19 protein-coding genes and 1 tRNA gene are annotated in these 24575 nt (G+C 67.7%); 15 read left to right on the top strand and 5 right to left on the bottom strand.

Going from position 1 to position 24575, the window contains the following annotated elements:
- Positions 1 to 15: 15 nt before the first annotated feature.
- Positions 16 to 510, bottom strand: coding sequence for a peptide-methionine (R)-S-oxide reductase MsrB (gene msrB, locus A2790_RS22945; protein WP_293396972.1), 495 nt, complete (start codon positions 508 to 510; stop codon positions 16 to 18).
- A 55-nt stretch (positions 511 to 565) separates the two neighbouring features.
- Here msrB and A2790_RS22940 point away from each other — a divergent pair, with 55 nt between their 5' ends.
- The 3 genes from A2790_RS22940 to A2790_RS22930 are packed head-to-tail and all read left to right on the top strand — an operon-like array spanning position 566 to position 3286.
- Positions 566 to 889: a heavy metal-binding domain-containing protein gene (locus A2790_RS22940; RefSeq protein WP_293396969.1), complete on the top strand. Its 324-nt coding sequence runs from the start codon at positions 566 to 568 to the stop codon at positions 887 to 889.
- 8 nt (positions 890 to 897) lie between these two features.
- Positions 898 to 2871 (top strand): acetyl/propionyl/methylcrotonyl-CoA carboxylase subunit alpha, encoded by a 1974-nt coding sequence (locus A2790_RS22935; protein ID WP_293396966.1) that lies wholly within the window; start codon positions 898 to 900, stop codon positions 2869 to 2871.
- 22 nt (positions 2872 to 2893) lie between these two features.
- Entirely contained in the window at positions 2894 to 3286 is a 393-nt protein-coding gene (locus A2790_RS22930; RefSeq protein ID WP_293396963.1) for a DUF805 domain-containing protein, read from the top strand.
- 3 nt (positions 3287 to 3289) lie between these two features.
- Here the strand turns inward: A2790_RS22930 and lipB are convergent, their stop codons facing one another.
- Positions 3290 to 4015, bottom strand: a complete 726-nt coding sequence (lipB, locus tag A2790_RS22925; protein WP_293396960.1) for a lipoyl(octanoyl) transferase LipB — start codon at positions 4013 to 4015, stop codon at positions 3290 to 3292.
- A gap of 9 nt (positions 4016 to 4024) precedes the next feature.
- Here lipB and A2790_RS22920 point away from each other — a divergent pair, with 9 nt between their 5' ends.
- The 8 genes from A2790_RS22920 to A2790_RS22890 all read left to right on the top strand — a co-directional run bounded on the left by A2790_RS22920 (position 4025) and on the right by A2790_RS22890 (position 11054).
- Complete coding sequence (locus A2790_RS22920; RefSeq protein WP_293396957.1) at positions 4025 to 4336, top strand: FliM/FliN family flagellar motor switch protein; 312 nt, start codon at positions 4025 to 4027, stop codon at positions 4334 to 4336.
- Positions 4337 to 4400: 64 nt separating this feature from the next.
- A tRNA-Leu gene (locus tag A2790_RS22915) sits at positions 4401 to 4485 on the top strand.
- A 63-nt stretch (positions 4486 to 4548) separates the two neighbouring features.
- The gene (locus A2790_RS24475; protein WP_363081589.1) at positions 4549 to 4842 is read left to right on the top strand and encodes a GIY-YIG nuclease family protein; all 294 of its coding nucleotides are present in this window, start codon (positions 4549 to 4551) and stop codon (positions 4840 to 4842) included.
- A gap of 102 nt (positions 4843 to 4944) precedes the next feature.
- On the top strand, positions 4945 to 6360 hold the full coding sequence (gene mgtE, locus A2790_RS22910; protein ID WP_293396955.1) for a magnesium transporter: 1416 nt from the start codon (positions 4945 to 4947) through the stop codon (positions 6358 to 6360).
- Positions 6361 to 6430: 70 nt separating this feature from the next.
- A complete protein-coding gene (locus A2790_RS22905) occupies positions 6431 to 7747 on the top strand; it encodes a lysozyme (protein WP_293396952.1) in 1317 nt (438 codons plus the stop codon).
- A gap of 35 nt (positions 7748 to 7782) precedes the next feature.
- The gene (locus A2790_RS22900; RefSeq protein WP_293396949.1) at positions 7783 to 8949 is read left to right on the top strand and encodes an isovaleryl-CoA dehydrogenase; all 1167 of its coding nucleotides are present in this window, start codon (positions 7783 to 7785) and stop codon (positions 8947 to 8949) included.
- Positions 8946 to 9350, top strand: coding sequence for a DUF3574 domain-containing protein (locus A2790_RS22895; protein ID WP_293396946.1), 405 nt, complete (start codon positions 8946 to 8948; stop codon positions 9348 to 9350). Before A2790_RS22900 ends, A2790_RS22895 begins: the two co-directional genes overlap by 4 nt.
- A gap of 123 nt (positions 9351 to 9473) precedes the next feature.
- Positions 9474 to 11054 (top strand): amidohydrolase, encoded by a 1581-nt coding sequence (locus tag A2790_RS22890; RefSeq protein WP_293396943.1) that lies wholly within the window; start codon positions 9474 to 9476, stop codon positions 11052 to 11054.
- A 9-nt stretch (positions 11055 to 11063) separates the two neighbouring features.
- On the opposite strand, the gene A2790_RS22885 is transcribed toward A2790_RS22890, so the two are convergent.
- Positions 11064 to 12335 (bottom strand): DUF418 domain-containing protein, encoded by a 1272-nt coding sequence (locus A2790_RS22885; RefSeq protein ID WP_293396940.1) that lies wholly within the window; start codon positions 12333 to 12335, stop codon positions 11064 to 11066.
- 101 nt (positions 12336 to 12436) lie between these two features.
- Between A2790_RS22885 and A2790_RS22880 the strand changes: the two genes are divergently transcribed.
- From A2790_RS22880 to A2790_RS22870, 3 genes are all read left to right on the top strand, one after another.
- The gene (locus A2790_RS22880) at positions 12437 to 13129 is read left to right on the top strand and encodes a TetR/AcrR family transcriptional regulator (RefSeq protein WP_293396935.1); all 693 of its coding nucleotides are present in this window, start codon (positions 12437 to 12439) and stop codon (positions 13127 to 13129) included.
- A gap of 173 nt (positions 13130 to 13302) precedes the next feature.
- Positions 13303 to 15531, top strand: coding sequence for a TonB-dependent receptor (locus A2790_RS22875; protein ID WP_293396932.1), 2229 nt, complete (start codon positions 13303 to 13305; stop codon positions 15529 to 15531).
- Positions 15532 to 15589: 58 nt separating this feature from the next.
- A complete protein-coding gene (locus A2790_RS22870) occupies positions 15590 to 16852 on the top strand; it encodes an MFS transporter (protein ID WP_293396929.1) in 1263 nt (420 codons plus the stop codon).
- A gap of 138 nt (positions 16853 to 16990) precedes the next feature.
- On the opposite strand, the gene A2790_RS22865 is transcribed toward A2790_RS22870, so the two are convergent.
- Both A2790_RS22865 and A2790_RS22860 read right to left on the bottom strand, forming a co-directional pair.
- The gene (locus A2790_RS22865; RefSeq protein ID WP_293396926.1) at positions 16991 to 17746 is read right to left on the bottom strand and encodes a metallophosphoesterase; all 756 of its coding nucleotides are present in this window, start codon (positions 17744 to 17746) and stop codon (positions 16991 to 16993) included.
- Complete coding sequence (locus A2790_RS22860; protein WP_293396923.1) at positions 17730 to 18509, bottom strand: hypothetical protein; 780 nt, start codon at positions 18507 to 18509, stop codon at positions 17730 to 17732. The genes A2790_RS22865 and A2790_RS22860 overlap by 17 nt, the downstream gene beginning before the upstream one ends.
- A gap of 227 nt (positions 18510 to 18736) precedes the next feature.
- Between A2790_RS22860 and A2790_RS22855 the strand changes: the two genes are divergently transcribed.
- Positions 18737 to 24574 (top strand): HAMP domain-containing protein, encoded by a 5838-nt coding sequence (locus A2790_RS22855; protein ID WP_293396920.1) that lies wholly within the window; start codon positions 18737 to 18739, stop codon positions 24572 to 24574.
- The last annotated feature ends 1 nt before the right edge of the window (position 24575 follow it).

Raw genomic sequence — 24575 nt, 5'->3', positions numbered from 1 at the left:
GGGACGGGGGCTCGCTCAGGCGTACACGCCGGCGGCGTGCTCGTTGTCGCCGCGACCGAGCGGGTCGGGCAGGGGCGCGCCGCCCTTCACGAAGGTCAGCGAGACCGAGTTGATGCAATAGCGCAGCCGGGTCGGCGGCGGGCCGTCGGGGAACACGTGGCCCTGGTGGCTGCCGCAGCGCGCGCAGGTGGTCTCGATCCGGACCATCCCGTACGAGGTGTCGCGGATCCCCTTCACGTGTGCTTCGTCTACCGGCGCCCAGAAGGAGGGCCAGCCGGTGCCGCTCTCGAACTTGGTTCTGTGCTGGAAGAGCGGCAGGCCGCAGAGGCGGCAGCAGTAGACGCCGTCGTCCTTCTGATCGAGCAGGCCGCCGCAGAAGGGCGCCTCGGTGCCGTGGTGCAGCAGGACCTCGGCCTCCTCGCGGGTGAGCGAGGCCTCCAGTCGCTTGCGTTCCTCAGGGTCAGGCGGCGAGAGAGAGAAACCGGAGGGGGAGACTGCTGGCGTGTCCATGACCGCCAATCTAAGGTCCCGCCCTTCGCGGCGAAAGACCGGAGACCCACGCGCCATGATCATCGCCACCACGCCTGACGTGCCGGAAGGCAGGGTCGTGAAGACCCTGGGCGTCGTCACCGGCGAAGCCATCATCGGCGCGCACATCTTCCGCGACTTCTTCGCCGGCATCACCAACGTCATCGGCGGCCGCGCCGGGGGCTATGAGAAGGCGCTGCGCGAGGCCCGGGACATCGCCATCCAGGAGATGACCCTCGACGCCCAGGCGCTGGGCGCGGACGCAGTCGTGGGCGTCGACCTCGACTATGAAACCCTCGGGGTCGAGAACGGCATGCTGATGGTCACGGCCTGCGGCACCGCAGTCAAATTGGGCGTGTAAGACACCGAATGTTCTCGAAAATCCTGATCGCCAACCGGGGCGAAATCGCTGTCCGGATCATCAAGACCTGCCGCCGGATGGGCATCAAGACGGTGGTCGTCTACTCCGACGCCGACGCCGACTCCATGGCTGTGGAGATGGCCGACGAGTCGGTGTTCATCGGCGGCGCGCCCGCCGCCGAAAGCTATCTGGTGGCCGACAAGATCGTCGACGCCGTGCGGTCCACGGGCGCCGAGGCGGTCCACCCCGGCTTCGGCTTCCTCTCCGAGAACGCGGCCTTCGCCCGGCGACTGGCCAAGGAAGGCATCGTCTTCATCGGCCCCAACCCCCACGCCATCGAGGCGATGGGCGACAAGATCGAATCGAAGAAGTTCGCCGCCCGGGCCAATGTCTCGGTGGTCCCCGGCCATGTGGGCGAGATCGACGACACCGCCCACGCCGTGAAGATCTCGGAGGAGATCGGCTATCCGGTGATGATTAAGGCCTCGGCCGGCGGGGGCGGGAAGGGGATCCGCGTCGCCTGGAACCGCAAGGACGTGGAAGAGGGCTTCCCGGCGGTGCGCGCCGAGGCCAAGTCCAGCTTCGGCGACGACCGGATCTTCATCGAGAAATTCATCGAGAGCCCGCGCCACGTCGAGATCCAGGTGCTGGGCGACAAGCACGGCAACGTCGTGCACCTGTTCGAGCGCGAGTGCTCGATCCAGCGCCGGAACCAGAAGGTCATCGAGGAGGCGCCCAGCCCCCTGCTGGACGAGAAGACCCGCAAGGCCATGGGCGACCAGGCCGTCGCGCTGGCCAAGGCCGTGCAATACGACAGCGCCGGCACCGTCGAGTTCGTGGCCGGCCAGGACAAGAGCTTCTACTTCCTGGAGATGAACACCCGCCTGCAGGTGGAACACCCGGTCACCGAGATGATCACCGGCGTGGACCTGGTCGAGCAGATGATCCGCTCGGCCTATGGCGAGAAGCTGCCGTTCGCCCAGAAGGACCTGAAGATCAACGGCTGGGCCATGGAAAGCCGGATCTACGCCGAGGACCCCTACCGGGGCTTCCTGCCCTCGATCGGCCGCCTGGTGCGCTACTCGCCGCCGGCGGAGGGCGAGGTGGAGGGCGGCTTCGTGCGCAACGACGCGGGCGTGCGCGAGGGCGACGAGATCTCGATGTTCTACGATCCGATGATCTCGAAGCTGTCGACCTGGGGGAAGACCCGGGAGGCGGCCATCGACGTCATGGGCCGGGCCTTGGAGGATTTCCATATCGAGGGCCTGGGCCAGAATATCCCGTTCCTGGCCGCCGTGATGGACCAGGCGCGGTTCCGGTCAGGCAAGCTCTCGACCAACTACATCAAGGACGAGTTCCCCGACGGTTTCCAGGGCCTGCCGCCGACCGACGCGCAGCGCGACCTGATGGGCGCGGTGGCCCTGGCCATGCACCGGGCGATGCTGGCCCGCGTCGCGCCGGACCAGGTGCGCAGCGAGTGGATCGTCGTCGCCGGGCACAAGCAACAGTCCATGAAGGTCGCGGCGGTCGACGGCGGCCTCACGATCGACGCCGACGGCCGTAAGCTGCGGCTGGAAGACATCCAGTGGCGGCCCGGCCAGCCGTCGTTCCGGGGCAACCTGGACGGCAAGGACTTCACCGTGGCGGTAAAGCCGGCGGCCGAGGGCTTCGTGATCCGCCACCGCGCCACGACGCTGCATGTGCTGGTGCTGACGCCGCGCTCGGCCGAACTGCACCAGAAGTTGCCGCCCAAGAAGGCCGCGGACACCTCGAAGATGGTGCTGTCGCCGATGCCGGGTCTGGTGGTCTCCATCGACGTGGCCCAGGGCCAGGAGGTCAAGACCGGCGAGGTCGTGGCCGTGCTGGAGGCCATGAAGATGCAGAACATCCTGCGCGCCGAGCGGGACGGCACGATCAAGGCGGTCAATGTGAAGTCCGGCGACAGCGTCGCGGCCGACGAGGTTCTGGTAGAGTTCGCCTGAGCGTTTCCGCTCGGGGGATTCGATGGGCTTTGCGGACCTCTTCTTCTCAGGCCAGGGCCGCGCGCCGCGCCTGCCGTCGCTGATCGCGGCGGCGGTGCTGCTGGTCCTTGCGGCGTTCTACGAGGCGCTGGTCGGTGCGACGCTGCACTGGATCACTGGCTGGGTGGTCTATCCGGCGCTGTTCTATGCCGGGGCCTGCGTCCTCTCGAAACGGCTCCACGATCGCGGCCGGTCGGGCTGGTGGGCCGCGCTTATTTTGACGTCGGTGGTCGCGGTCTGGCCGCACCCCTCGGGCTTCCTCGACTTCGCCTTCTTCCTGGTCCTGGTCTGGGCCTTCGTGGAACTGGCCCTGATGCCGGGCGAACAGGGCGCCAACCGCTACGGCCTTAACCCGGTGATGCTGGCGTCTGCGTAGAGATCAGAGAAGCGGCGCTTCCGCCTCTTCCACCGCCCCGAACACCTTAGCGAAGCTGGCCTCCAGCGCCGCGTCGGCCTCGTCCATGGTCACCGGCAGGCCCAGGTCGACCAGGCTGGTGACGCCGTGCGCGGTAACCCCGCAGGGAACGATGCCGCCGAAGTGGCCGAGGTCCGGCTCCACGTTCAGCGAGATCCCGTGGAATGAGACCCATTTGCGCAGCTTGACGCCGATGGCGGCGATCTTGTCCTCGCGGGGCGGGGCGCCGGGCTGGCGCCGCTCGACCCAGACACCGACGCGGCCCTCGCGAATCTCACCCTTCACGTTGAAGGCGCTCAGCGCCTCGATCACCCACGCCTCCAGGGCGGCCACGAAGGCGCGGACGTCGCGGCGGCGCTTCGTCAGGTCCAGCATGACGTACGCCACCCGCTGACCGGGGCCGTGATAGGTGAACTGCCCGCCGCGGCCGCTCTCGAACACGGGGAATCGGTCGGGGTCGATCAGGTCGGCCGGCTTGGCCGAGACGCCGGCGGTGTAAAGCGGCGGATGCTCCAGCAGCCAGACCAGTTCGCCGGCCCGACCGTCCGCAATGGCCGCCGCCCGCGCCTCCATGGCCGCCACCGCTTCGGGATAGCCCACCTGGCCGCGCGAAACGGCCCAGCCGACAGGGGCGCCGTCGGTGCGACCGAACAGCGCTTCGCCGGGCATATTTAACGTGCGGTCAAGCATGTCGGCCCAATGTGGGGTTCGGGCGTGCGTCGCGCAAAGCCCGTGAGTTCAGTTTCGGGGTCTTCCTTCGTGAGCCAGGTCAAGGCGGTCAATGTCGAAATCCAGGTGGTGCTCGGTCGCGCGACCCTGCCCATGGCGCAACTGCTGCGCATGGGCCGCGGGGCGGTGATTCCCCTGGATACGACCGTGAACGAGGAGGTCTGGATCCTCGCCAATAACCACCCGGTCGCCCGCGGCGAAATCCAGATCAACGACGAGCGGATCGCCATCACGGTGACCCGTGAGGCCAACGTCTACGACTACATGGCCGGCAACGCCTGAGCCTTATGTTTTAACGCACTTCACAAGGCGGGCGGGGTTTGCTACCTGCCGCGCCTCACCACGAGCGGTCGTGGCGGAATTGGTAGACGCGCAGCGTTGAGGTCGCTGTGGGGCAACCCGTGGAAGTTCGAGTCTTCTCGACCGCACCATCCTGCTTCGCCCCCTGGGCTACGCAGGATTGAACGAGGTGGGTCGAGGCGAAGCAGGATGCCCTGCGAAGCCTTGGCGTAGCAGGGCCGGTCACCGGAGGGGCTCTCCTGCACTACGTCTACCTCCTCGTGAGTCTCGCGAACCCAGCCAAACGGTACATCGGCGTCACGTCGGACCTCCGGGCACGGGTCCGCGAACACAACGGTGGCAAGTCTCCGCACACCTCGAAGCACCGGCCCTGGAAACTGGTCACCTATGTCGCTTTCGGCGAACGGGATCAGGCGGAAGCTTTCGAGACCTACTTGAAATCCGGCTCAGGCCATGCGTTCGCTCGCAAGCGGCTTTGGCCGACGTGAGTGGCCCGGCTCGCCGGCGGCGATCCTCTCGACCGCATCCGTGAATCAGGGTCTCAACCAGGGAACGAGCAGAGCCGTCCAGATATAGCCGGGGAGGTCCGCATGGTACGCGAAACGGACGACCTCACCGAGCTCGTGGACATCGAGGAAGACCTCGAAGACCTGGCCCTCGAAGACGACTACGCGCTGAACCCGGAATTCGTCTCGGACGTCGCGGACGCCCTGGACCGCGGCGACGCCGAGCGCTTGCGCGAGCTGCTCAGCGCCCTGCATCCGGCCGACGTGGCGGATCTGATGGGCTTCCTGTCGGCCGATGCGCGGGAAGAACTGATCCCGCACCTTGATCCCGAGACCCTGGCCGAGATCCTGTCCGAATTGGACAGCGAGATCCGCGAGGAGGTGCTGGAGCACGTCCCGTCGGCGACCCTCGCCAAGGCCATCGGCGAGATGGAATCCGACGACGCGGCCGACGTCGTCGACGACCTGGAGGACGACAAGCGCGCCGAGGTCATGGCGGCCATGCCCGAGCTGGAGCGGGCGGCCATCGAGAGCACGCTCTCCTACGAGGACGAGACCGCCGGCCGCCTCATGCAGCGCGAGGTGGTGGCCGCGCCGCAGTTCTGGACCGTCGGGCAGGCCATCGACCACTTCCGCAGGGACAGCGACGAACTGCCCGAGCTGTTCTTCGACATCTATGTGGTCGACCCCGCCTACAAGCCGGTCGGCGCGGTGCCGGTGAGCATGCTGCTGCGCAGCGCCCGCGCGACGCCCCTGGCCCAGATCATGGAGCCGGTGACGGAAATCACCGTCGACCTCGACCAGGAAGAGGTCGCCTACATCTTCGACAAGTACCACCTGATCTCCGCGCCGGTGGTCGACCCCGCTGGGCGGTTGGTGGGCCAGATCACCGTCGACGACATCGTCGGCGTCGTCCAGGAAGAGGGCGAGGAGGACATCCTGGCCCTGGCCGGCGTGTCGGACGCCGGCCGCGACGCGGGCGTCATCGGCATCGTCCGCTCGCGCCTCCCGTGGCTGCTGGTGAACACGGTGACGGCGGCCCTGGCCGCCAGCGTCATCGGCGCCTTCGAACAGGAGATTCAGAAGCTGGCGATCCTGGCCGCCCTGATGCCGATCGTGGCGTCGCTGGGCGGCAACGCCGGCACCCAGACCCTGGCCGTGGCCGTGCGGGCCCTGGCCAGCCGCGAGCTTTCCGCGTTCAACGCCGTGCGCACCGTCAGCCGGGAAATGGTGGTGGGCCTGACGAACGGCTTCGTGCTGGCGATACTCACCGGCGGTGTCGTCTTCGGCCTCTTTCAGGACCTGCGGCTCTCGATCGCCTTCGGCCTGGCGCTGATGATCAACCTGTTCGTGGCCTCGCTCGCGGGGGCGGTGATCCCGCTGGCGCTGGAGCGAATGGGCCGGGATCCTGCCGTTTCCTCATCTGTTTTCGTGACTTTCACGACGGACTTCACAGGTTTCTTCGCCTTCCTGGGCCTCGTCGCGCTAATCCTGTTGTAACTGGCGTCAGGCTTGCGCCTGATCCGTTCAGGCGCCTGCCGCCTGTGCCGATTTGGGACGATTGGGAGCCATGCTCTCGCGCCATCGCGTTTCCCGGGCGGCCATCGAACTGATCAAGCGGTTCGAAGGCTACCGCCGACACGCCGCCCAGCTGCCCGATGGCCGCTGGATGATCGGCTATGGCCACACGCTGACGGCTCGCGAGGGGGCCGAAGTTTCCGAGTCTGACGCCGAGGCCTTGCTGGTCTACGACCTGATCAGCGTCCAGCACACGGTGAACGAGAACGTCTACGCGCCGCTCAGCCAGAACCAGTACGACGCGATCTGCAGCTTCGCGTTCAACATCGGCTTGGACAACTTCCGCCGCAGCCAGGTGCTGAAGCGGCTCAACGCCGGCGCCGCAGTGCAGGCGGCCTGCGCCATGGAGCTGTGGCGCAAGGCCGACTTCGAGGGCGAGCGGATCGTGGTGGACGCCCTGGTGCGCCGCCGCGCCGCCGAGAAGGCGTTGTTCCTGACCCCGCCCGGCGACGACTTCGCCTCCGCCCCGTCACCGATCATCCGGCCGGCCATCGACCTGGACGCGCTCGACTTGGTGCCGCTGCGCCGGCCGGTGGAGCTGGAGACCTCATTCGACGACAACCGCGTCCGGGTCCGCCGCGAGGCGACGCTGGAGGAGGTGGAGCTCGCGACGGCAGCGCCGGAACTGGCCCGTCCGGCGGTGACCGCCGCAGCGGAGGCCGTCGCTGCCCGGCTCGAGACGATCTTCGCCCATCCCGGCGAGGAGCCCGAACCGGCTCTGGAGCCCGAGCCGGAGGTCATCTCCGAGCCCGAGGGGGCCTCCGAACCGATCGCGGCCTGGGAGGCCGAAGTCTCGCCCGAACCGGAGCCCGAGCCCGAAGGGGATCAGCTTCCCGAGCCCGAACCTGAAGCCGACCTGCGCCCGCAGGCCGATTTCGCGCCGCCGATCACCCCGCATCTCGAACCTGAAGAGGTCGAGGAAGAGCTTGTCGTGGACGAGCCGCTGGTCCCCGAACCCGAAGCGGCGGCCGACGACCTGGAGATCCCAAAGGCGCCCGCCGCCGCCTTCGAGGAACCCGAACCGGCTCCGGAGCCGGAGGCCCAGCCGTACGAGTTCATTCCCGCCCGTCCGCGGCCCGCGCCGAAGCCTAAGGAAGTCTCGGTGGTCTGGGACCTGCTGCTGGCGCTGTTCGGCCTGGCCTTCTTCGGCTTCGGCATCTTCTGGGGGCTCAGCGCCCGGGCGCCCGCGAACGGCCTGATCACGCCCCTGATGGTAGCCTGGCCCGCAGGCCTCGCCGGAGTCGGTTTCGTGGTGGTCGCGGTGTTCCGGCTGCTGCAACGGCTGGGGCGCGAGGCCGAGCGCGACTAGTTCGCGCGGCGCGGCGGCCATGCTAACAGCCGCCCATGATCTCGAACCACGGCCCTAACATGGAGTTCGGCCTCGGCGAGGCCGCCGACGCCATCCGCGACACCACCGCCCGCTTCGCCGCCGACAGGATCGCGCCGCTGGCCGCCGAGGTGGACGCCGCCAACACCTTCCCCCGCGCGCTCTGGCCCCAGATGGGCGAGCTCGGCCTGCACGGCATCACCGTCGAGGAGGAGTTCGGGGGCCTGGGCCTGGGCTATCTCGAACACGTGGTGGCGATGGAGGAGGTGTCCCGCGCCTCGGCCTCGGTGGGCCTGAGCTATGGCGCCCACTCGAACCTCTGCGTGAACCAGATCCGCCGCTGGGGCACGCCGGAGCAGAAGCGGCGCTACCTGCCCAAGCTGATCAGTGGCGAACATGTCGGCTCCCTGGCCATGAGCGAGGCCGGCAGCGGTTCCGACGTCGTCTCGATGCGACTGAAGGCCGAGAAGCGCGGCGACCGCTACGTCCTGAACGGCACGAAATTCTGGATCACCAACGCCCCCCACGCTCACACCCTGGTAGTCTACGCCAAGACCTCGCCGGAGGAGGCCTCGCGCGGCATCACCACCTTCCTCATCGAAAAGGGCTTCAAGGGCTTCAGCGTCTCGAACAAGCTGGACAAGATGGGGATGCGCGGCTCCGACACCGCCGAGCTGGTGTTCGAGGACTGCGAGGTGCCGGAGGAGAACGTCATGGGCCCCGTCGGCGGGGGCGCGGGCGTCCTGATGAGCGGGCTGGACTACGAGCGGACCGTGCTGTCCGGCGGGCCGCTGGGCATCATGCAGGCCTGCCTCGACGTCGTCCTGCCCTACGTCCGCGAGCGCAAACAGTTCGGCAAGCCGATCGGCTCGTTCCAGCTCATGCAGGGCAAGGTGGCGGACATGTATGTCGCACTGAACTCGGCCCGCGCTTATGTCTATGCTGTGGCCAGGGCCTGCGACGCGGGCCAGACGACGCGGTTCGATGCGGCGGGGGCGATCCTGATGGCGAGCGAGAACGCCGTGAAGGTGGCGCTGGAGGCGATCCAGGCCCTGGGCGGCGCCGGCTACACCAAGGAGTATCCGGTGGAGCGCCTGCTGCGCGACGCCAAGCTCTACGACATCGGCGCGGGCACCAACGAGATCCGCCGCTTCCTCATCGGCCGGGAGCTCGTGGGCGGATGAGGGCGGCCGGGGCGCTGATCCTGATGCTAGGCGTGGCCGGGTGCGCGAGCGCGCCCAGGCCGCTGGCTTGCCCCGTCGGCCAGGCTCCGCTCCGCACCGCCCAGCTGTTCTTCGGCGCCAAGGCCCCCGCGACGCTCGACGAGCGTGCGCTGCGCCGGTTCGTGGACCAGGAAGTCACGCCGCGCTTTCCCGATGGCGTCACCGTGGTGGACGGCGGCGGCCAGTGGAAGGGCTCCGAGAACCGGCTGATCCGCGAGGCCTCGAAGGTTGTTCTGGTGGTGCTGCCGACCACCGGCGACGGCGGCGGGGCCAAGGTCGAGGCGGTGCGCGCCGCGTATCGCACCAAATTCAAGCAGGAGCCCGTCGTGGTCCTGCCGCCTCCGGGCTGCGACGCGCTGTAGGGCGCAAGGCGCCTCGCGGGGGCCGATCCCCGACGCTATGGTTCCCGACGGGGGCAGGGCGCTGGCTGGCGAGCCAGAATCGCATCTCACGTCTCCCGTGTCGTCGAAGAGGGAGTTCGTGAGATGAAGACCTGGGGCCTGCCGATCGCGCTTGCGGCGCTGATGCTGACCACGACGGCGGACGCCGCCAGCCTTCCCGCGCTGAAGAAGCAGGCGGTGGCCAGCGTGCAGGCGCGCGCGAAGCTGGCCCAGCAGATGAACGACAAGATCTTCAGCTTCGGCGAACTGGCGTTCCAGGAGGTCGAGACCTCGAAATATATCACCGAGGTCCTGGAGAAGAACGGCTTCACCGTGACCCGCGGCGTCGCCGGCCTGCCCACGGGCTGGGTCGCCACCTGGACGAACAAGACCGGCGGCCCGGTCATCGCCCTGGGCTCGGACATCGACGGCATTCCCAAGGCCTCGCAGACCCCGGGCATCCCCTGGCGAAAGCCTATGGTCGAGGGCGCGCCAGGCCACGGGGAGGGCCACAACTCGGGCAACGCCGTGAACGTCGTGGCCGCCCTGGCGGTCAAGGACCTGATGGAGAAGGAGGGCATCGCCGGCACCCTCATGCTCTGGCCGGGCGTCGCCGAGGAGCTGGTGGCCGGCAAGGCGTTCATGGTCCGCGAGGGCGTGTTCAGGAACGTCGACGCGGTGCTGTTCACCCACGTGGGCGACAACCTCTCCACCACCTGGGGCAAACCTTCCGGCACCGGCCTGGTCTCGGTGGAGTACACGTTCCACGGCGCCAGCGCCCATTCGGCCGGCAAGCCCTGGATGGGTCGCTCCGCCCTCGACGCCGTATCGCTGATGAACATCGGCTGGGAGTTCCGGCGCGAACACATCCGGCCCGAGCAGCGGTCGCACTATGTGATCACCGACGGCGGCGACCAGCCCAACGTCGTGCCGCAGGTGGCGAAGGTCTGGTATTTCTTCCGCGAGCAGGACTTCAAGCGCATCTCCGACCTCTACGCCGTGGGCAACAAGATCGCCGACGGGGCCGCCATGATGACCGACACCACGGTCGAGCGGCGGATCGTCGGCACGGCCGCCCCGCGCCACTTCAACAAGCCGATCGCCGAGGCCGCCTACGCCAACATTCAGGCGGTGGGCTTGCCCAAGTGGACCGCCGACCAGCAGGCCTTCGCCAAGGCCGTCCAGAAGGAGGTCGGCGCCGACAAGCAGGATGGGCTGTCCACAGAACTCAAGAACCTGGAGCCCCCGGTCGAGAAGCCGGAGAGCGGCGGGTCGGACGACATCGGCGACATCTCCTGGACCGTGCCGACGATCACCGTGAACTACCCCTCCAACATCCCGGGGCTGGCGGGCCACAGCTGGATGAACGCCATCTCGATGGCCACGCCTATCGCGCATGACGGCGTGGTGGCCGGCGCCAAGGTGATCGCCATGACCACCCTGGACCTGCTCACCCGGCCGGAGCTGCGCTCGGCGGCCAAGGACTACTTCGTCAAGGTCCAGAACAAGGACGAGCGCTACGTCCCGATGATCTCGGCCAGCGACAAGCCGGCCATCGAGCTCAACGCCGACATGATGGCCCAATTCCGCCCGGCCATGCGCGCGCAGTACTACGACGAGACGAAGTATCCGACCTACCTGGACCAGCTGGGCGTGAAGTGGCCCACGCTGGAGCGGCCGAAGTAGCCGAGAAGCCTAGCCGGCGGCCGCGGCCGCCGGCGCGCGGGCCTTCAGCATCCGCTGTGGTTTCCACTGGACGAGCGAGCGCCAGGCCCATTCGAAGGGCCCGTAGTTGAAGCGGTCCAGCCACAGCCGGCTCCAGATCAGCAGGAACGCCCAGACGCCCGCCACCACCCAGAGAAGCTCGGCCCGCGACAGCTCGCCGTAGAGGCCGAAGCCGTAGCCGCAGAAGAGGGTGCTCGTGATGATCGAGGTGCCCAGGTAGTTGCTGAACGCCATCCGTCCCGCCGCCGCGAGCAGGTCGGTCAGCGCCTTGAATAGCCCGGCTCGAACCATCAGTAGGACGACCGCGGCGTGGGCTAGGCCGATGAAGGGTCTGGTCGTCTGCTGCCACGCCTCCCGCTCGTGCAGGACCAAGGGGTCGAAGTTCGACTGGGCAATGCCCGCCGCGAGCCAGGCGGTAAACGGGACGCAGACCAGGTAGGCGAACCCGATCAACGCCAGGTAGGCTCGGGTGGACCACCCGAGGGTGAAGAAGCCCATGCGGAAGAGGGCCATCCCCACGAACATCTGACCGAGGGCCTCGGGGAACATCTCCGTCGGCAGCAGCACGACATAGAACAGCATGACCATGTTGGCCCGGGCCTGCAGGGCCGACAGGAAGTCGCCGCCGAATCCCGCGAGCTCGACCGCCTTGGCCTCCGGCGGCGCCTGGACCGCCATCGACGCCTGCCGCCAGGCCTTGACCGTATCCGCCGGCGCGCCGGGCGCCGTGGCGGCGGCGTGCAGGGCCTCTAGCGCTCCGGCCTGCCAGACGTTCTTGGCCAGCAGGGCGAGGAGGATCGTCGCCCCTATGATGAGCTGGGTGCGGGCCGGCAGCTTGCGGAACGGGAAGATCAGCAGGCCAGCCAGGGCATAGACCACCAGGACGTCGCCGAACCAGAACAGGAAGGCGTGGGCCAGGCCGAACAGCAGCATCCATCCCATGCGGCGGTAGTGGATCATCGCGGGCGACAGGCCCGATCCGCCCTCCGCCCGTTCGGCGATCAGCACGGTCGAGGCGCCGAACAGCATCGTGAACAGCGCCCGCATCTTGCCATCGGTCAGGACGTTGTTGACCGCCCACATCCAGAAGTCGGCCCCGGTCGATCCGCCGGCGTAGGTGGGGTTGATGTAGGCGAACGAGGGCAGGCCCATGCCCACGATGTTCATCAGCAGGATGCCCAGCACCGCCATGCCGCGGACGGCGTCGATGGACAGGTGCCGCTCGGCGCTGGCGCTGGTCATTCGCTTCCCCCGATCGTTGTTATCAAGCTTGGCCCGCTCGCGCCGACTGTCAACGCGGGCAAACAGTGCTAGCGGGTAACCCTGGCGTAGCGGGGAGGGCGATGGCGCGCGCGGACGGACAGGCGGGAGGGGCGCTGCGGGGACGCCGGCGCAAGGGGCAGGGGCCCGACCTGCGCCAGTCGATCCTGGACGCCGCCGAGGCCCTCTTCTCGAAGCACGGTTTCTACGGGGTCACGGTGCGCCAGGTCGCGGCCGAGGCCGGCGTCGACACCGCCCTGATCCACTACTACTTCGGCGCCAAGCGCGAGCTGTTCGACAGCGTCTTCGCCCGCCGCGCCGAGATCCTGAACGATGCCCGCCTGGCCGCGATGCGGGTCTACGTCGACGCCCACCAGGGAACGATGACCGCCGAGGGGATCATCGAGGCCTTCATCGACCCGCTGATCGAACTGTCGCTGACCAACGACGAGGGCTGGAAGAACTATTTCCGCCTGGTGGCGCTGGTGAACAACACGCCGGCCTGGGGCGGGGAGACCATGCACCGGTTCTTTGATCCGGTGGTCCACCAGCTGGTCGACACCCTGAAGGCGGCGCTGCCGGAGGCCGAGTTGCGGGACCTCTACTGGGCCTATCAGTTCCTGACCGGCGCCATGATGCTGGCGCTGTCCGAAACAGGTCGGATCGACCAGTTGTCATACGGATTATGCAGGTCCACCGACCTCGAGGCGGTGCGGGCCCGGCTCTACGCCTGGTGCGCGGCGGGTCTCGAAGAGGTGGTTCGCCGGCGGCCCTAGCCGGGACTGTGTCGCAAATTCATCAGTCGATTAAAAACGCGCCGGCGCCGTGCGACCGCGCTGGCGCTCCGCGTCGGAATGCTCCAACACTCCCGCTTAATTCACCTGGTGGTGAAATCGTTGATTCCGGGCGGCTCATGGGGAGCGGCCAAGGCGTCTTCGGGAGGAAATACATGAAGAAGCTGGTGAAAGCCGCCCTGCTTGCGGGCGCGGCCTGGTCCGTCGTTCCCACCCTCGCCATCGCCCAGACCGCGGCTGCGGACGACGTGGGCGTCGAGGAAGTGGTCGTCACCGCCCGCCGGCGCGAGGAAAGCCTGAAGGACGTGCCGGTCGCCGTGACCGCCGTTACCGGCGAGCGCCTGGCCGCCACGGGCGCCGTCGACATCACCACCCTGCAGCAGTCGACCCCGAACCTGACGGTGCAGGTCGCCCGCGGCTCGAACTCGACCCTGATCTCCTTCATCCGCGGCGTCGGCCAGCAGGACCCGCTGTGGGGCTTCGAGCCCGGCGTCGGCCTCTACATCGACGACGTCTATGTGGCCCGCCCGCAGGCCGCCGTCCTCGACATCTTCGACGTCCAGCGCCTGGAAGTGCTGCGCGGGCCCCAGGGCACGCTCTACGGCCGCAACACCATCGGCGGCGCCATCAAGTACGTGACGGCCAAGATCGAGGGCGACCCCGAGATCAAGCTGCGCGCCAACCTCGGCTCCTACGACCAGCGCGACCTGATCGCCTCGGCCAAGGGCCAGGTGAACGACTACGTGGGCCTGGGCCTGACCTGGGCGACGTTCAACCGCGACGGCTTCGGCGAGAACCTGACCACGGGCGCCGAGCACTACGACAAGGACGTCCAGGCCGCCCGCGCCACCGTCGAGGTGACGCCGTCCGAGACCCTGTTCTTCCGCCTGTCGGGCGATATCGTCACCGACCGCTCCAACCCGCGCCATGGCCACCGCGAGGTCCCCGGCCTGACCGCCGCGGGCGTGCCGATCCCGACCGCCACGGTGTTGGACGACATCTACGACACCCGCGCGGGCGCGGGCGACAAGAACAAGGTGGAGGCGCGCGGCGTCTCGCTGCTGGGCGAATGGAAGGCCAGCGACACCCTGACCTTCAAGTCCATCACCGCCTATCGCGCCGGTGAGACCGAAGGCGTGATCGACTTCGACACCGAGCAGGCCTCGCTGCTCGACATCCCCGCCCGCTACAACGACCACCAGTTCACCCAGGAGTTCCAGGCGCTCTATTCGGGCGAGCGCCTTCAGGGCGTGTTCGGCCTCTACTACCTGAACGCCACGGCGGCCGGCGCCTTCGACACCGTCGTCGGCCAGGCCAACCTGTCGATCGCCACCGCGGGCCACGTGGACACCAAGAGCTACTCGGCCTTCGCCGACGTCAGCTACGACGTCACCGACCAGCTCTCGATCTCGCTGGGCGGCCGCTACACCCGCGACAAGAAGACGGCGCAGGTCTATCGCCAGAACTTCACCGGGCTGAAGAGCCCGCTGTTCGGCAATCCGACGGCGATCCCCGGCCTGGTCCGGTCGAACTTCACCAGCTCGGACACCTACGAGCGGTTCACCCCGCGGGTCAGCGTCCGCTACGAGATCACGCCGGACGTCTCGACCTATGTGTCGTTCAGCCAGGGCTTCAAGTCGGGCGGCTTCGACATGCGCGCCGACGCCATCCTGACCCCGAGCTCGGTGAACGGCTACGATCCCGAGAAGGTGGACAGCTACGAAGGCGGCGTGAAGGGCTACTTCTTCGACCGCCGCCTGTCGCTGAACACGGCGGTCTTCTATTCGAAGTACAAGGACCAGCAGGTCACCCTGCAGACGCCGGTGGGCGCCTCGATCGCCTCGCAAGTGGCCAACGTCGGCAAGTCGCACATCTACGGCGCGGAGATCGAAGGGCAGGCGACGTTCACGTCCTCCCTCTTCGCCAACTTCTCGCTGGGCTACACCAAGGCCGAGTTCGACGAATACCGGGCCCTGGACCTGACGGCGACGCCGCCGGTGGTGCGCGACTTCGCCGACGAGCGGGTGTTCCAGAACACGCCGAAGTGGAACGGCGCGGTCAGCCTGACCTGGCGCCACGACCTGGGCGACCACGGCTCGATCGCGGTCATCCCCTCGGCGTCGTACCGCTCGTCGTTCAACATGTTCGAGGTGCCCTCGATCCTCGACCAGGACAGCTACTGGCTGCTGGACGCCAGCATCGTCTGGACGTCGGCGGACGACCGCTACCAGGTCGGCCTGCACGGCAAGAACCTGGGCGACGAGGAGTACCGCATCGGCGGCTACAACTTCCCGCAGTCGGCCGGCGTGCTCTTCGGCAACTCGGTGACCGCCTACTACGGCCCGCCGCGCACCGTGACCCTCTCGCTCCAGGCCAAGTTCTAGATCCTCATCGACGCCCGGCTCTCCACGGAGCCGGGCGTTCCTGATTCTGCAGGTCCCGATGTCCTCGACTCCCCGCGCCAGCGGCTATCCCAAGGTCGTGCTGGCGGTGCTGATCGTCGCCTACACGTTCAACTTCCTGGATCGGCAGATCCTCGGGATCCTGGCCGGGCCCATCAAGGCCGAGCTGGGTCTCAGCGACAGCCAGCTCGGGCTCATGGGCGGCCTGGCCTTCGCGCTCTTCTACACCGGGCTGGGCGTGCCGATCGCGGCCCTGGCCGACCGGTGGAGCCGCACCTGGATCATGACCGGGGCGCTGGCGCTGTGGAGCGGCTTCACCGCCCTCTGCGGCCTGGCCACCGGCTTCTGGCAGCTGTTCCTCTGCCGCATGGGTGTGGGGATCGGCGAAGCGGGGGGCGTGGCCCCGGCCTATTCGCTGATCAGCGACTACTTTCCGAAGGAGCAGCGGGCGAGGGCGCTGGCGGCCTATTCCTTCGGCATCCCCATCGGTTCGGCGCTCGGCATCCTGTTCGGCGGCCTCATCGCCCATGCGGTGGACTGGCGGGCCGCCTTCATCGCGGTGGGCGTCGCCGGGGTCGCCCTGGCGCCGATCTTCCGCCTGATCGTCAAGGAGCCCCCGCGGGAGGCCTCGCCGCCCCCGGCGCCTGTCGCGGCGGGCGCGCCGCCGGCCGGCGGGGTTCGCGCCCTGCTGGCCAAGCCCAGCTTCTGGCTGATCTCGCTCGGTGCGGCGGCCTCTTCCGTCTGCGGGTACGGCGTCGCCTTCTGGCTGCCCAGCTTCTTCGAGCGCAGCCTGGGCATGGGCCTGGTCGACCGCTCGCTGTTCCTGGGCTCTATGACCCTGGTCGGCGGCGTCATCGGCGTATGGGCCGGCGGCGTGCTGGGCGACCGGCTCGGCCGCGCGCGCCCGGCGGCCTACCTGCTGGTGCCGGCCGTCGCGTTCCTGCTGGCGCTGCCGTGTTTCGTGCTAGCGGTGCAGGCCAAGACGCTGTGGGTGGCCTTCATCTTGTTCCTGATCCCCACGGGCCTCAATCTGGTGTGGCTGGGACCTGTCATTACGGCAGTGCAGCATCTTGTCGCACCGGCCCAGCGGTCGACAGCTTCGGCGTGCTTCCTGTTCGTGAACAACCTGATCGGCCTGGGCCTGGGCACCTGGTACTTCGGCGCGATTTCCGACGTACTTACGCCACGTTACGGGACGGAAGCGCTGCGCTACGCCATCTATTCCGGCCTCGGCTTCTACGTGGTCAGCGCCGTGCTGTTCGTCCTGGCGGCGCGCGGGCTGAAGCGCGACTGGATCGCCTGAAACCCATTTCACGGCTGTATGAAATTAGCGCTTGCGTGCGGTGCAGCAAAGGCGCAGAAGGGTCCTGCCCTTTTGGGCGTTTCCTCCCTAATGACTTGGCCGCGCCTCCGGGTGCGGCCTTTTTTTTGGCCCGCGGGCTCAGACCTCGATGAGGGCGTAGTCGATTCCCAGGTCCCGGTTCAGGATCGGGCGGGCGACGTTGTAGACGGGCACGCCCCTGGCGGTCCGGCCCTCGTGGGCGCCGCGGTGCGCGTGGCCGTGGATGGCGCAGGTCACGCCCTCGAACCGGTCGATGGTCTCGCCCATCCGCGCCGAGCCCAAGAAGGCGAAGATCTCTGGGGGCTCGCCTTCCAGCGTCTCCTGCACTGGCGAGTAGTGGGTCACCACCACGATCCGCTCGTTCCGCAGCATGCGCAGGGAGCTCTCGAGCTTCAGGTTCTCGTCGACGGAGGCCTGGACGAAGGCCTTGATCTCGGGCTCGCCGAAGGCGCTCAGCATGTGGCGGCCGAACCCGCCGATGAAACCCTTGCAGCCCGCGAAGCCGACGCCCTCGATCTCCAGGGCCTCGCCGTCCAGCACCTTCATCCCGGCCTCGTGCAGGATGCGGGACACCTCCGAGGGCTGGCCGCACTCGTAGTCGTGGTTGCCGAGGACGCCCACCACGGGAATCGTGCAGACGCGCAGGTCCTCGGCGAGGATCTCCGCCTCGCGCGTTTTGCCGAAGTTCGTCAGGTCGCCGCAAAGCGCCAACACGTCGGCTTCCTGGCTGATGCGGGCGAACAACTCGCGATAGGGGCGCTCGGCGTTCTCGCCCACGTGCAGGTCGCCGATGGCGGCGAGGCGCAACGGACGGGCGGCGCCATCGTTCGCGGCGGTGTCAGGCGATAGGCTCATGGCGCTCCTCCAGCCCCTTGCCCACCACGTCGGCGAAGCCCCACTCGGTGATGTCGATCAGGTAGTCGCGCGGGCTGAACATCCGCCCCCGGCACACCTTCACCCGCGCAGGGGGCAGGGTGACCTGGGCCGCCAGCCGATCGGTGAGTTCGGTCATCACCCAGCGGGGGATCAGGTCGCGCTCCGTCGGATAGACGAAGCGGAAGTTGAGGAGGTGGATCAGCAGCACCTCCCAATAGGGCTCCATGTAGCCCAGCAGCCGCTTCCAATCGATGCGGTCCGCCTGGCGGTAGAGCACGTGAGCCACGTCGGCGCCGTCGTACCGGTAGCGGTCCTGGATGAACATCTTGGAGATCACCAGCTCGGTCGGCGCGGTGATCTTGGCCTCGACGCCGTAGACCTCGATGGTGGAGTTGTCCTCGAACCAGGCGTCGGTAACGGGCGCGGCGCCGTTCGACATGGCGAAGATGACGTCGAAGAAGCGCTCGCCCTGCCAGACCTTGGCGATCCAGCGCTCGTCCTCCACGTCGGTGCGGTAACCTCGCTCCTGGAAGTGGGCGAGGATCTTGGGGAAATCCCCCGCCTTGCAGAAGACGTCCAGGTCCTTGGTCGGCCGGACGATCCCGGTATAGGCGCAGACCGCATAGGTTCCCGAGAGCAGGAAGGGGATGCCGGACGCCGTCAGCAGGCGAAGGCTCTCCGCGTAGAACGCTTCGGCGTCCGGCGGCGGTTCGAAGGCGGACGCGTCATAGGCCTGTGACATCGGTCGAGGGAACGACGGCGCAGCCGCACGGTTCCTTGGCGGCTGCGATACCCTGTCCAGTTGAGAAAACTAAACCGCCGGTTCATCAAGGATGAGCGAAACCTTTATTTCCGGCCGAGCTGGAACCGTGGCTGTAGGGCCACGTTTCCCGTGAGGGTGGGGGTGTGCCGAGGCGTCAGGGCTGCCGGCATTTCCCCTTTTTATAGAACGTCCTGTCGGGGGAATTCATGCCTGCTGCCGCTGCCAAGACCGCCAAAGCCCGCCGCGCTCCGCGTCCCCAGGCCGAGGTCGATACAGCCCAGCTTCTGGCCGCGCTGCGCGCGTTCAGCCGCGGCGATTTCTCGGTGCGCCTTCCGCGCGCCACGGGGATGGCCGGCGAGATCGCGGAAGCCTTCAACGACGTGGTCGAGCAGAACGACCGGATGACCCGCGAGTTCGAGCGGCTGGGCGACACGGTGGGCCGCCAGGGCAAGATCAGCCATCGCGCCAAGCTGCCGGCAGCGCAGGGCTCCTGGGCCGCCTCGGTGGACGCGGTGAACACGCTGATCACCGACATGATCCATCCCACCGCCGAAATGGCCCGCGTGATCGGCGCCGTGGCCAAGGGCGACCTGTCGCAGACCATGGACATGGAGAACGAGGAGCGACCGCTGCGCGGCGAGTTCCTGCGGATCGGCAAGGTCGTGAACACCATGGTGGGCCAGCTGGGCTCGTTCGCCGCCGAAGTGACGCGCGTGGCGCGCGAGGTGGGCACCGAGGGCAAGCTGGGCGGCCAGGCGCAGGTGAAGGGTGTGACCGGCGCCTGGAAGGACCTGACCGACAACGTGAACTTCATGGCCGCCAACCTGACCGGCCAGGTGCGGAACATCGCCGAGGTGACCACCGCCGTGGCCAACGGCGACCTGAGCCGCAAGATCACCGTGGACGTGAAGGGCGAGATCCTGGAGCTGAAGAACACCATCAACACCATGGTGGACCAGCTGAACTCGTTCGCCTCGGAAGTGACGCGCGTGGCGCGCGAGGTGGGTACGGAAGGCAAGCTGGGCGGTCAGGCGCAGGTGAAGGGCGTGGCCGGCACCTGGAAGGAACTGACCGACAACGTGAACCTGATGGCCGGCAACCTGACCGGCCAGGTGCGGAACATCGCCGACGTGACCACCGCCGTGGCCCGGGGCGACCTCTCCAAGAAGATCACCGTGGAGGTGCGCGGGGAGATCCTGGAGTTGAAGAACACCATCAACACCATGGTGGACCAGCTGAACGCCTTCTCGTCGGAAGTGACGCGCGTGGCGCGTGAAGTGGGCACCGAGGGCAAGCTGGGCGGCCAGGCCCGAGTGGAGGGCGTGACCGGCGCCTGGAAGGACCTGACCGACAACGTGAACTTCATGGCGGCCAACCTGACGGGCCAGGTGCGGAACATCGCCGAGGTCACCACCGCCATCGCCAACGGGGACCTCTCCAAGAAGATCACCGTGGACGTGAAGGGCGAGATCTCGGAACTCAAGATCACCATCAACACCCTCGTCGACCAGCTGAACGCCTTCGCCTCGGAAGTGACGCGCGTGGCGCGCGAGGTGGGTACGGAGGGCAAGCTGGGCGGCCAGGCCCAGGTGAAGGGCGTCGGCGGCGCCTGGAAGGACCTGACCGACAACGTGAACCTGATGGCCGCCAACCTGACGGGCCAGGTGCGGAACATCGCCGAGGTGACCACCGCCGTGGCCAATGGCGACCTGTCCAAGAAGATCACCGTGGACGTGCGCGGGGAGATCCTGGAGCTGAAGAACACCATCAACACCATGGTGGACCAGCTGAACTCGTTCTCGTCGGAAGTGACGCGCGTGGCGCGCGAAGTGGGTACGGAAGGCAAGTTGGGCGGCCAGGCCCAGGTGAAGGGCGTTGCCGGCACCTGGAAGGACCTGACCGACAACGTGAACCTGATGGCGAACAACCTGACCGGTCAGGTGCGGAACATCGCCGAAGTCACCACCGCCGTGGCCAACGGCGACCTGTCCAAGAAGATCACCGCCGACGTTAAGGGCGAGATCCTGGAGCTGAAGAACACCATCAACACCATGGTGGACCAGCTGAACGGCTTCGCCTCGGAAGTGACGCGCGTGGCGCGCGAGGTGGGTACGGAAGGCAAGCTGGGCGGCCAGGCGCAGGTGAAGGGCGTGGCCGGGACCTGGAAGGACCTGACCGACAACGTGAACTTCATGGCGAACAACCTGACCGGTCAGGTCCGGAACATCGCCGAGGTGACCACCGCCGTGGCCAACGGCGACCTCTCCAAGAAGATCACCGTGGACGTGCGCGGGGAGATCCTGGAGCTGAAGAACACCATCAACACGATGGTGGACCAGCTGAACTCCTTCGCCTCGGAAGTGACCCGCGTGGCCCGTGAAGTGGGCACCGAGGGCAAACTGGGCGGTCAGGCGCAGGTGAAGGGCGTGGCCGGCACCTGGAAGGAGCTGACCGACAACGTGAACCTGATGGCCGGCAACCTGACCGGCCAGGTGCGGAACATCGCCGACGTGACCACCGCCGTGGCCCGCGGCGACCTCTCCAAGAAGATCACCGTGGACGTGCGGGGCGAAATTCTGGAGCTGAAGAACACCATCAACATCATGGTGGACCAGCTGAACGCCTTCGCCTCGGAAGTGACCCGCGTGGCGCGCGAGGTGGGCACCGAGGGCAAGCTGGGCGGCCAGGCGCAGGTGCCGGGCGTGGCCGGGACCTGGAAGGACCTGACCGACAACGTGAACATGATGGCCGGCAACCTGACCGGCCAGGTCCGGAACATCGCCGACGTGGTGACCGCGGTGGCCACCGGCGACCTGAAGCGAAAGCTGACCCTGGACGCCAAGGGCGAGATCGCGGCCCTGGCCGACACCATCAACGGGATGATCGAGACCCTGGCCACCTTCGCCGACCAGGTGACCAACGTGGCCCGCGAGGTGGGGATCGAGGGCAAGCTGGGCGGCCAGGCCCGGGTGCCCGGCGCCGCCGGCCTGTGGCGCGACCTGACCGACAACGTGAACGAACTGGCCGCCAATCTGACCACCCAGGTGCGCGCCATCGCCGAGGTGTCGACGGCCGTGACCAAGGGCGACCTGACCCGCTCGATCACCGTCGAAGCCTCGGGCGAGGTGGAGGAGCTGAAGAACAACATCAACGAGATGATCCGGAACCTCCGCGATCAGACGTTGAAGAACACCGAGCAGGACTGGCTGAAGACCAACCTGGCCCGGTTCACCCGGATGCTGCAGGGCGAGCGCGACCTGTCGACGGTGTCGAACCTGGTGCTCAGCGAGCTTGCGCCGCTGATCAACGCCCAGCACGCGGTGTTCTACGTGTCCGACCGGGACGAGGACAGCAATCCGGTCCTCAACCTCGCGGCCTCCTACGCCTTCAACAACCGCAAGCACCTGGCGAACTCGTTCAAGCTACGCGAGGGCCTGATCGGCCAGTGCGCCTACGAGAAGTCGCGCATCCTCCTGAGCAACGTGCCCAAGGATTATGTGCAGATCTCGTCGGGCCTGGGCGAGGCGGCTCCGGCCAACATCATCGTCCTGCCGGCGCTGTTCGAAGGCGAGGTGAAGGCGGTGATCGAGCTGGCCACCTTCGGCGAGTTCAACGAGACCCAGCAGCAGTTCCTGGACCAGCTGATGGAGTCCATCGGCATCGTGCTGAACACCATCGCCGCCAACATGCGGACCGAGGGGCTGCTCAAGCAGTCGCAGCTGCTGACCTCCGAACTGCAGGCCCAGCAGGAGGAGCTGAAGAAGACCAACGACCGGCTGGAACAGCAGGCCGCCTCGCTCCGCCAGTCGGAGGAACTGCTCCGGACCAAGCAAGAGGAGCTGCAGCAGACCAACGCCGAGCTGCAGGAGAAGGCGCACCTGCTGTCGGTGCAGAACCAGCAGGTGGAGGCCAAGAACCGCGAGGTGGAGCAGGCCAAGATCGCGCTGGAGGACAAGGCCGAACAGCTGGCGCTGACGTCGAAGTACAAGTCCGAGTTCCTGGCCAACATGAGCCATGAGCTGCGCACGCCGCTGAACTCGCTGCTGATCCTGTCGAAGCTGCTGGCCGACAACACCCAGGGCAACCTGTCGGACAAGCAGGTGGAATTCGCCCACAACATCCACGCCGCCGGCGCGGACCTGCTGGGGCTGATCAACGACATCCTGGACCTGTCGAAGATCGAGAGCGGCACCACGACGCTGGACATCAGCGAGATGTCGTTCGCCAGCCTGCGCGACCAGACGGACCGCACGTTCAGCCAGGTGGCGGCCGACAAGAAGCTGGACTTCGTGATCGACCTCGACCCGGCCCTGCCGCGATCGATGTACACCGACGACAAGCGCCTGCAGCAGATCATCAAGAACCTGCTGTCGAACGCCTTCAAGTTCACCGAGAAGGGCTATGTGAAGCTGAAGGTGGCGCGGGCCCACTCCGGCTGGAACGCCACGAACGACCACCTGAACACCGCCGGCCAGGTCCTGGCCTTCTCGGTGGAGGATTCGGGCATCGGCATTCCCGAGGAGAAGCAGCGGATCATCTTCGAGGCCTTCCAGCAGGCCGACGGCACCACCAGCCGCAAGTACGGCGGCACCGGCCTGGGCCTGTCGATCAGCCGCGAGATCACCCGCCTGCTGGGCGGGGAGCTGCGGGTCACGTCCACGCCGGGCAAGGGGTCGACCTTCACCCTCTACCTGCCGCTCAACTTCAGCCCGGCCCAGGCGCCGGCGGCCCGCTCGGGCGCTGCGCAACTGCCGCGGCCGATGCTGATGCCGTCGTCGTTCTCGGACGAGCCGGCGGAGGGCGTGGCCGACGACCGCGACCTGATCACGTCCGAGGACTCGGTGGTGCTGATCGTCGAGGACGATCCGCGCTTCGCCTCGATCCTGCTGAACCTGGTCCACGATTCCGGCTTCAAGGGCGTGGTCACGGGCGAGGGCGGGGCGGCGGCGTCGCTGGCGCGGCGGTTCGGGCCCGACGCCATCATGCTGGACATCGGCCTGCCCGACATGGACGGCCTGGCCCTGCTCGACCTGCTGAAGCGCACGCCTGAGACGCGGCACATCCCGGTCCACGTGATCTCGGCGGACGACCAGAAGGGCCTGGGGCTGTCGATGGGCGCCTTCGGCTTCACCCACAAGCCGGTGGAGCGGGAGGTGGTCGTCTCCACCCTGCAGGGCGTGAAGACGTTCGCCGACAAGTCCGACCGCCGCATCGTGCTGATCGGCCGCGAGGGCGAGGCGGCCGACATGCTGCGGCAGTGCTTCACCGATCTCGAACTGGCCGACGACTTCAGCGCGGTCGTCGCCCGGCCGGCCGCCGAGCTTCCCGACGCGGTGATCGTGGAGGGTGGCAGCGTTCCCACGACGCAACTCATCGAGCAGCTCAAGCAGGCCGAGGGACGCTGCACGCCGGTGGTGGTCTACGCGCCGCTCGCGATGGAGCCCGACGAGGATCGCCGCCTGCGCCTGGCGGTGTTCGGCGGACTGGTGCGCATGGCCCGGACGCCGGACCAGCTGATCGACCAGGCGGCGCTGCTCCTCCACACGCCGGTCGACACGCTGTCGGCGCCGGCCAGGGCCAAGCTCAGCCAGAGCCGCCACGAGGATGCGGTGCTCACCGGCCGCAAGGTGCTGGTGATCGACGACGACATCCGCAACATCTTCTCGCTCGCCTCGGCGCTCGAGGAGTACGGCATCGAATTGAGCTACGCCGAGAGCGGACGCGCCGGCCTCGACATCCTGGACGCCAAGTCGGACATGGATGTGGTCCTGGTGGACATCATGATGCCCGATATGGACGGGTACGAGACCATCCGCGAGATCCGCTCGCGCTCGGAATCGGCGGACATCCCGATCGTCGCGGTGACCGCCAAGGCGATGAAGGGCGACCGTCAGAAGTGCATTCAGGCCGGAGCCTCGGACTATGTCTCCAAGCCCGTCGACATCGACCACCTGGTCTCGGTCCTGCGGGTCTCGATCCAGCGGGCGGACGCGATGCGGCTCGCCAGCGACACCGTGGCGCCGATGATGCCGCAAGCGAGTTGAC

Origin of the sequence: Phenylobacterium sp. RIFCSPHIGHO2_01_FULL_69_31 (assembly GCF_001824475.1) — a bacterium.
Lineage (GTDB): Bacteria > Pseudomonadota > Alphaproteobacteria > Caulobacterales > Caulobacteraceae > Phenylobacterium.
The sequence above is the reverse complement of the archived record's forward strand: the minus strand, read 5'-3'. Positions and strand labels throughout refer to the sequence as shown.